Annotated in this window: 8 protein-coding genes and 1 tRNA gene; 7 read left to right on the top strand and 2 right to left on the bottom strand. The window is 50.0% G+C overall.

Annotated elements, in window-relative coordinates; all coding sequences use genetic code 11:
• Positions 1-26 precede the first annotated feature (26 nt).
• Positions 27-102: transfer RNA gene (locus A7589_RS11005), tRNA-Trp, on the top strand.
• A gap of 95 nt (positions 103-197) precedes the next feature.
• Here the strand turns inward: A7589_RS11005 and hdfR are convergent.
• Positions 198-1037, bottom strand: coding sequence for an HTH-type transcriptional regulator HdfR (gene hdfR / locus A7589_RS11000; RefSeq protein WP_000379260.1), 840 nt, complete (start codon positions 1035-1037; stop codon positions 198-200).
• Positions 1038-1155: 118 nt separating this feature from the next.
• On the opposite strand from hdfR, the gene maoP reads away from it, so the two are divergent.
• Positions 1156-1494, top strand: a complete 339-nt coding sequence (gene maoP, locus A7589_RS10995; RefSeq protein ID WP_000841001.1) for a macrodomain Ori organization protein MaoP — start codon at positions 1156-1158, stop codon at positions 1492-1494.
• A gap of 24 nt (positions 1495-1518) precedes the next feature.
• On the opposite strand, the gene A7589_RS10990 is transcribed toward maoP, so the two are convergent.
• Positions 1519-3039, bottom strand: a complete 1521-nt coding sequence (locus A7589_RS10990; protein WP_000059003.1) for a YifB family Mg chelatase-like AAA ATPase — start codon at positions 3037-3039, stop codon at positions 1519-1521.
• Between the two features lie 350 nt (positions 3040-3389).
• On the opposite strand from A7589_RS10990, the gene ilvL reads away from it, so the two are divergent.
• The 5 genes from ilvL (at position 3390) to ilvE (ending at position 6483) form a co-directional block, all read left to right on the top strand.
• Complete coding sequence (gene ilvL, locus A7589_RS10985) at positions 3390-3488, top strand: ilv operon leader peptide (RefSeq protein ID WP_001311244.1); 99 nt, start codon at positions 3390-3392, stop codon at positions 3486-3488.
• Positions 3489-3574: 86 nt separating this feature from the next.
• Positions 3575-3625 carry a peptide IlvX gene (gene ilvX / locus A7589_RS10980; protein WP_001387183.1) on the top strand — a complete coding sequence of 17 codons (51 nt, stop codon included), beginning with the start codon at positions 3575-3577 and terminating at the stop codon, positions 3623-3625.
• 2 nt (positions 3626-3627) lie between these two features.
• A complete protein-coding gene (gene ilvG / locus A7589_RS10975) occupies positions 3628-5274 on the top strand; it encodes an acetolactate synthase 2 catalytic subunit (RefSeq protein WP_001012643.1) in 1647 nt (548 codons plus the stop codon).
• Positions 5271-5534 carry an acetolactate synthase 2 small subunit gene (gene ilvM / locus A7589_RS10970; protein WP_000983255.1) on the top strand — a complete coding sequence of 88 codons (264 nt, stop codon included), beginning with the start codon at positions 5271-5273 and terminating at the stop codon, positions 5532-5534. Before ilvG ends, ilvM begins: the two co-directional genes overlap by 4 nt.
• 19 nt (positions 5535-5553) lie before the next feature.
• Positions 5554-6483, top strand: a complete 930-nt coding sequence (gene ilvE, locus A7589_RS10965; protein WP_000208524.1) for a branched-chain-amino-acid transaminase — start codon at positions 5554-5556, stop codon at positions 6481-6483.
• Positions 6484-6511 lie beyond the last annotated feature (28 nt).

Below are 6511 nucleotides of genomic sequence, written 5' to 3'. Positions count from 1 at the left end.
GTCCCGTCCGTTCCGCCACCCTAATTAGGGGCGTAGTTCAATTGGTAGAGCACCGGTCTCCAAAACCGGGTGTTGGGAGTTCGAGTCTCTCCGCCCCTGCCAGAAATCATCCTTAGCGAAAGCTAAGGATTTTTTTTGTCTGAAATAACCCTCTCCGAAGTAAATCCTTCCATCGGCATCCTTGCCGGCCATTTTGATTAATACACATCATCCAGTACGTTAATTTTCAATAGATCGCGAATCAACGCATTTTTATCGCTATTTTGCAGCCATATGGCATAGAGCGGTCGTGAAAGAGTTGTGCTGTCGACAACGGTATGCAGTCCGCCTTTCTTACGTGCCCAACTCACCGGTAGCCATGTGCAACCATTAAGCATCGCAATCTGTTGCTGTGCCAGTTCAGCAGAACTGGTTGTTAGCATTGGAACTTCATCAGCACCGATCAAACCAGCCTCATGTTGTTGAAAATCCGGCCCCCATTCCAGACGGAGATAGTTAAGATCACCTTTTAGCTTAGAAGGGGCACTGGTATAGAGTGCTAAAGTAAAATGCCCCAGTAACTGACTACTAAATTCATCCATTTTGGGTGCTTCAGTAGTAATAAGAAGATCAAGCTGGCGTTCATGCAACTGTTTTACCAGAGACTGCCGTTGGGCAATTCGCGCTTCGAACTGTAAGCCTGTATGGGCATCCTGATTTTGATACAAGCGTCCCAGCCACTGATTAAGCATACATTCCCACAACGAGGCGCTGGCACCGATAGAAAACTCATTATGTCGTGAGGTATGCGCTACCTCCTTACGTGCGGTCTGCCAGGTGCTCATGAGTGTTTCTGCATAAGGCAAAAGCTTTTCACCAGCAGCGGTTAAACGGATATTGTTTCTGTGACGGGTGAAAAGATTCACACCCAGCTGATTTTCCAGTTGTCTGATCCGAAAGCTCACTGCTGACTGGGTCAGATAGAGCGATTCAGCCGCTCGGCCAAAGTGACGCGTTCGGCTAACTTCCAGGAAAGTTTTTAACAATTCCGTATCCACAGTGCTCTCCGCAAAATTATTTGTCGTTATGATTTAAATGTTTTGTTTTACACTCTGTCAAGCGTAACTAATACTCCGCGCCATAACTAGCTCGGTCAAAGAATTAGGAGCGTGCAGGATGGCGGAAAGCTTTACGACGACTAATCGATATTTCGACAATAAACATTATCCACGTGGATTCTCTCGTCATGGTGATTTCACCATCAAAGAGGCACAACTGCTTGAACGTCATGGTTATGCCTTCAATGAGCTGGATCTCGGCAAACGCGAGCCGGTTACCGAGGAAGAGAAACTCTTCGTAGCAGTATGCCGTGGCGAACGTGAGCCAGTGACAGAAGCAGAACGCGTGTGGTCCAAGTATATGACGCGTATCAAGCGTCCAAAACGTTTTCACACTCTTTCCGGCGGTAAACCGCAGGTCGAAGGTGCTGAAGACTACACCGATTCCGACGATTAATAAAAAGGGCGAAATGCCCTTTTTTTACGTCAGCAGCTTTTGCAAATGGATGAGCAAACGGTCGATAGCCCGATAACTTACAGCCTCTTGTAAATGTTGACGTGTGATGGTGTCAGACTGATCAATATCAGCTATGGTTCTTGATACTTTCAGTAACCGCTGCCAGGCACGAATCGATAACCCCAGATGGATTAGCGTTTCTTCCAGCCACTGTGCGTCCTCGCTCTCAAGCTTGCAAAATTGTCGTATTTCCGGACTATCCAGCCAGGCATTCAGTTTATTCTGCCGCTTAAATTGGCGCTCTCTGGCGGCCATTACACGTTGTTTAACGGTGGCGCTGCTTTCCCCCTGAATGACCGCTTTGCTCAAAATACCGGGTGGCGGTAGCGGGATCTCCAGTGAGAGGTCAAAGCGGTCAAGAAAGGGACCGGAGAGTCGGTTGAGATAGCGCAGCGTTTGTTCCGGCGTGCAGCGGTTATGGTTCCCTTGATAATGTCCTGTTGGGCTGGGATTCATCGCCGCAACAAGCTGGAAACGGGCTGGATAGGTTATTTTTGCTCGTGTGCGTGAAAGATGGATTTGCCCTGACTCTATGGGTTCCCGCAAGGCATCCAGTGTACGCCGTTCAAATTCAGGTAGTTCATCAAGAAAAAGTACGCCGTTATGAGCCAGCGAAATTTCACCAGGCCCGGGAATTGCGCCACCGCCCACCATCGCAGTTAACGACGCACTGTGGTGCGGTGAGCGGAACGGGCGCTGCCGCCATTTTTTTTGCACTGATTCGGCATTTACCAGACTTAATATTGCGGCACTCTCCAGTGCCTCTTCATTGCTTAAATCTGGCAACAGGCCATTAATACGGCTGGCGAGCATCGTTTTGCCTGTTCCCGGCGGTCCAATCAATAAAAGGTTGTGTCCGCCAGCAGCAGTAATTTCCAGTCCTCGCTTTCCTTGCTCCTGACCCACAACATCACTGAGATCATGTTGTAATACACTGGATACGGCATCAGTTGATTTAGGACGTTCGAGAGAATGTTTACCTTCCAGAAACGCACAGACAGTTTGTAGATGATCAGCTATCAGACACCCTTCACCGTTAATTAACCCCACTTCAGCTTCGTTGTCTTTCGCGACGATAATCTTTCTGCCTGACTTAATGGCTTCAGTTGCGCTGGATATTGCGCCGGGAACGCCACGCAGAGCGCCCGTAAGTGCCAGTTCGCCCACTAATTCATATTCATCCAACTGATTCGCTGTAAGCTGTTCAGAGGCCGCCAGCAATGCAATGGCGATAGGTAAATCATATCGCCCTCCTTCTTTCGGTAGATCGGCAGGAGCAAGGTTAATGGTGATTTTTTTCGCCGGATATTCATATCCGCTATTGATAATGGCGCTGCGCACGCGATCGCGGGCTTCTTTTACCGTTGTTTCTGGTAAGCCCACCATTGTTAATCCTGGTAGACCTTTACTGATATGTACCTCAACAGTGATCGGGGGAGCATTTACTCCCAGAGCGGCACGAGTATGAACAATTGACAGTGACATAAGTCCTCCTTAAGCCACCATTATGAACATAAGAGATCCCTGCTGTAGTCTGCGAAATTGTGTTATTTAGCGGCTGATTCCCGTTTATTTATGCAAAGTAATTTGAGTTGTATTAGTGATGGAATCACTCTCGCAAAAATAAAAAGCACAAAAAATAGTCACTCAAAGAGCGCGAGAATTATACGGAAATTGAATTTTTTTCACTCACAAATATTCATATAAAAAACAATGGTTTTTATAGAAATTATTATGAGAGTCATAAGAATCGGATAAAAAATATCTTGTGCTATTCGCAAAATCTATGGTAACTCTTTAGGCATTCCTTCGAACAAGATGCAAGAAAAGACAAAATGACAGCCCTTCTACGAGTGATTAGCCTGGTCGTGATTAGCGTGGTGGTGATTATTATCCCACCGTGCGGGGCTGCACTTGGACGAGGAAAGGCTTAGAGATCAAGCCTTAACGAACTAAGACCCCCGCACCGAAAGGTCCGGGGGTTTTTTTTGACCTTAAAAACATAATCGAGGAGCAGACAATGAATAACAGCACAAAATTCTGTTTCTCAAGATTCAGGACGGGGAACTAACTATGAATGGCGCACAGTGGGTGGTACATGCTTTGCGGGCACAGGGTGTGAACACCGTTTTCGGTTATCCGGGTGGCGCAATTATGCCTGTTTACGATGCATTGTATGACGGTGGCGTGGAACACTTGCTGTGCCGGCATGAACAGGGCGCGGTAATGGCGGCTATCGGTTATGCCCGTGCTACCGGCAGAACTGGTGTGTGCATCGCCACATCTGGCCCTGGCGCAACCAACCTGATCACCGGTCTGGCAGATGCGCTGTTAGATTCCATCCCTGTCGTTGCGATCACCGGTCAGGTGTCCGCACCGTTCATCGGCACCGACGCATTTCAGGAAGTGGATGTCCTGGGATTGTCGTTAGCCTGTACCAAACACAGCTTCCTGGTACAGTCGCTGGAAGAGTTGCCGCGCATCATGGCCGAAGCGTTTGATGTCGCCAGCTCAGGTCGTCCCGGTCCGGTTCTGGTCGATATCCCTAAAGATATCCAGTTAGCCAGCGGTGATCTGGAACCCTGGTTCACCACCGTTGAAAACGAAGTGACTTTCCCACATGCCGAAGTCGAGCAAGCGCGCCAGATGCTGGCAAAAGCGCAAAAACCGATGCTGTATGTTGGCGGCGGCGTGGGTATGGCGCAGGCGGTTCCTGCTCTGCATGAATTTCTCGCTGCCACAAAAATGCCTGCCACCTGCACGCTGAAAGGGCTGGGCGCAGTCGATGCGGATTATCCGTACTATCTGGGGATGCTGGGGATGCACGGCACCAAAGCGGCGAACTTCGCGGTGCAGGAATGTGACCTGCTGATCGCCGTGGGGGCACGTTTTGATGACCGGGTTACCGGCAAACTTAACACGTTCGCGCCACATGCCAGCGTGATCCATATGGATATCGACCCGGCAGAAATGAACAAGCTGCGTCAGGCGCATGTGGCATTACAAGGCGATTTAAACACGCTGTTGCCTGCGTTACAGCAATCGTTAAATATCGATGAATGGCAGCAATACTGCGCACAAATGCGTAGTGAACATGCCTGGCGTTACGATCATCCTGGAGATGCTATCTACGCGCCGTTGTTGTTAAAACAACTGTCGGATCGTAAACCTGCGGATTGCGTCGTGACCACTGATGTGGGGCAGCATCAGATGTGGGCTGCGCAGCACATCGCCCACACTCGCCCGGAAAATTTCATCACTTCAAGCGGTTTAGGCACTATGGGCTTCGGTTTACCGGCGGCGGTTGGCGCACAAGTTGCGCGACCGAACGATACCGTCGTCTGTATCTCCGGTGACGGTTCTTTCATGATGAATGTACAAGAGCTGGGCACCGTAAAACGCAAGCAGTTACCGTTGAAAATCGTCTTACTCGATAACCAGCGGTTAGGGATGGTTCGACAATGGCAGCAACTGTTTTTCCAGGAACGATATAGCGAAACCACCCTTACCGATAACCCTGATTTCCTCATGTTAGCCAGCGCCTTCGGCATCCCTGGCCAACACATCACCCGTAAAGACCAGGTTGAAGCGGCACTCGACACCATGCTGAACAGTGATGGGCCATACCTGCTTCATGTCTCAATCGACGAACTTGAGAACGTCTGGCCGCTGGTGCCGCCCGGCGCCAGTAATTCAGAAATGTTGGAGAAATTATCATGATGCAACATCAGGTCAATGTATCGGCTCGCTTCAATCCGGAAACCTTAGAACGTGTTTTACGCGTGGTGCGTCATCGTGGTTTCCACGTTTGCTCAATGAATATGGCTGCCGCCAGCGATGCACAAAATATAAATATTGAATTGACCGTTGCCAGCCCGCGTTCGGTCGACTTACTGTTTAGTCAGTTAAATAAACTGGTAGACGTCGCACACGTTGCTATCTGCCAGAGCACAACCACATCACAACAAATCCGCGCCTGAGCGCAAAAGGAATATAAAAATGACCACGAAGAAAGCTGATTACATTTGGTTCAATGGGGAGATGGTTCGCTGGGAAGATGCGAAGGTGCATGTGATGTCGCACGCGCTGCACTATGGCACCTCGGTTTTTGAAGGCATCCGTTGCTACGATTCGCATAAAGGACCAGTTGTATTCCGTCATCGTGAGCATATGCAACGTCTGCATGACTCCGCCAAAATTTACCGCTTCCCGGTTTCGCAGAGCATTGATGAGCTGATGGAAGCTTGCCGCGAAGTGATCCGTAAAAACAATCTCACCAGCGCCTATATCCGTCCGCTGATCTTCGTAGGTGATGTTGGCATGGGCGTTAACCCACCAGCGGGATACACCACCGACGTAATTATTGCCGCTTTCCCGTGGGGAGCTTATCTGGGCGCAGAAGCACTGGAACAGGGGATCGACGCGATGGTTTCTTCCTGGAACCGCGCGGCACCAAACACCATTCCAACCGCTGCGAAAGCGGGGGGTAACTACCTCTCTTCCCTGCTGGTTGGCAGCGAAGCGCGCCGCCACGGTTATCAGGAAGGTATCGCGCTGGATGTGAATGGTTACATCTCTGAAGGCGCAGGCGAAAACCTGTTTGAAGTGAAAGACGGCGTGCTGTTCACCCCGCCGTTCACCTCTTCCGCGCTTCCGGGTATTACCCGTGACGCCATCATCAAACTGGCGAAAGAGCTGGGAATTGAAGTGCGTGAGCAGGTGCTGTCGCGTGAATCACTGTATCTTGCGGATGAAGTGTTTATGTCCGGTACGGCGGCTGAAATCACGCCAGTGCGCAGCGTCGACGGTATTCAGGTGGGTGAAGGCCGTTGTGGTCCGGTCACCAAACGCATCCAGCAAGCCTTCTTCGGCCTCTTCACCGGCGAAACCGAAGATAAATGGGGCTGGTTGGATCAGGTTAATCAATAAATACAAAAAATGGGACGGCACGCACCGT

Source organism: Escherichia sp. MOD1-EC6475 (genome assembly GCF_003046645.1).
GTDB classification, from domain to species: domain Bacteria; phylum Pseudomonadota; class Gammaproteobacteria; order Enterobacterales; family Enterobacteriaceae; genus Escherichia; species Escherichia ruysiae.
Note: the sequence above shows the minus strand (reverse complement) of the source record. Positions and strands in the feature narration are given on the sequence as shown.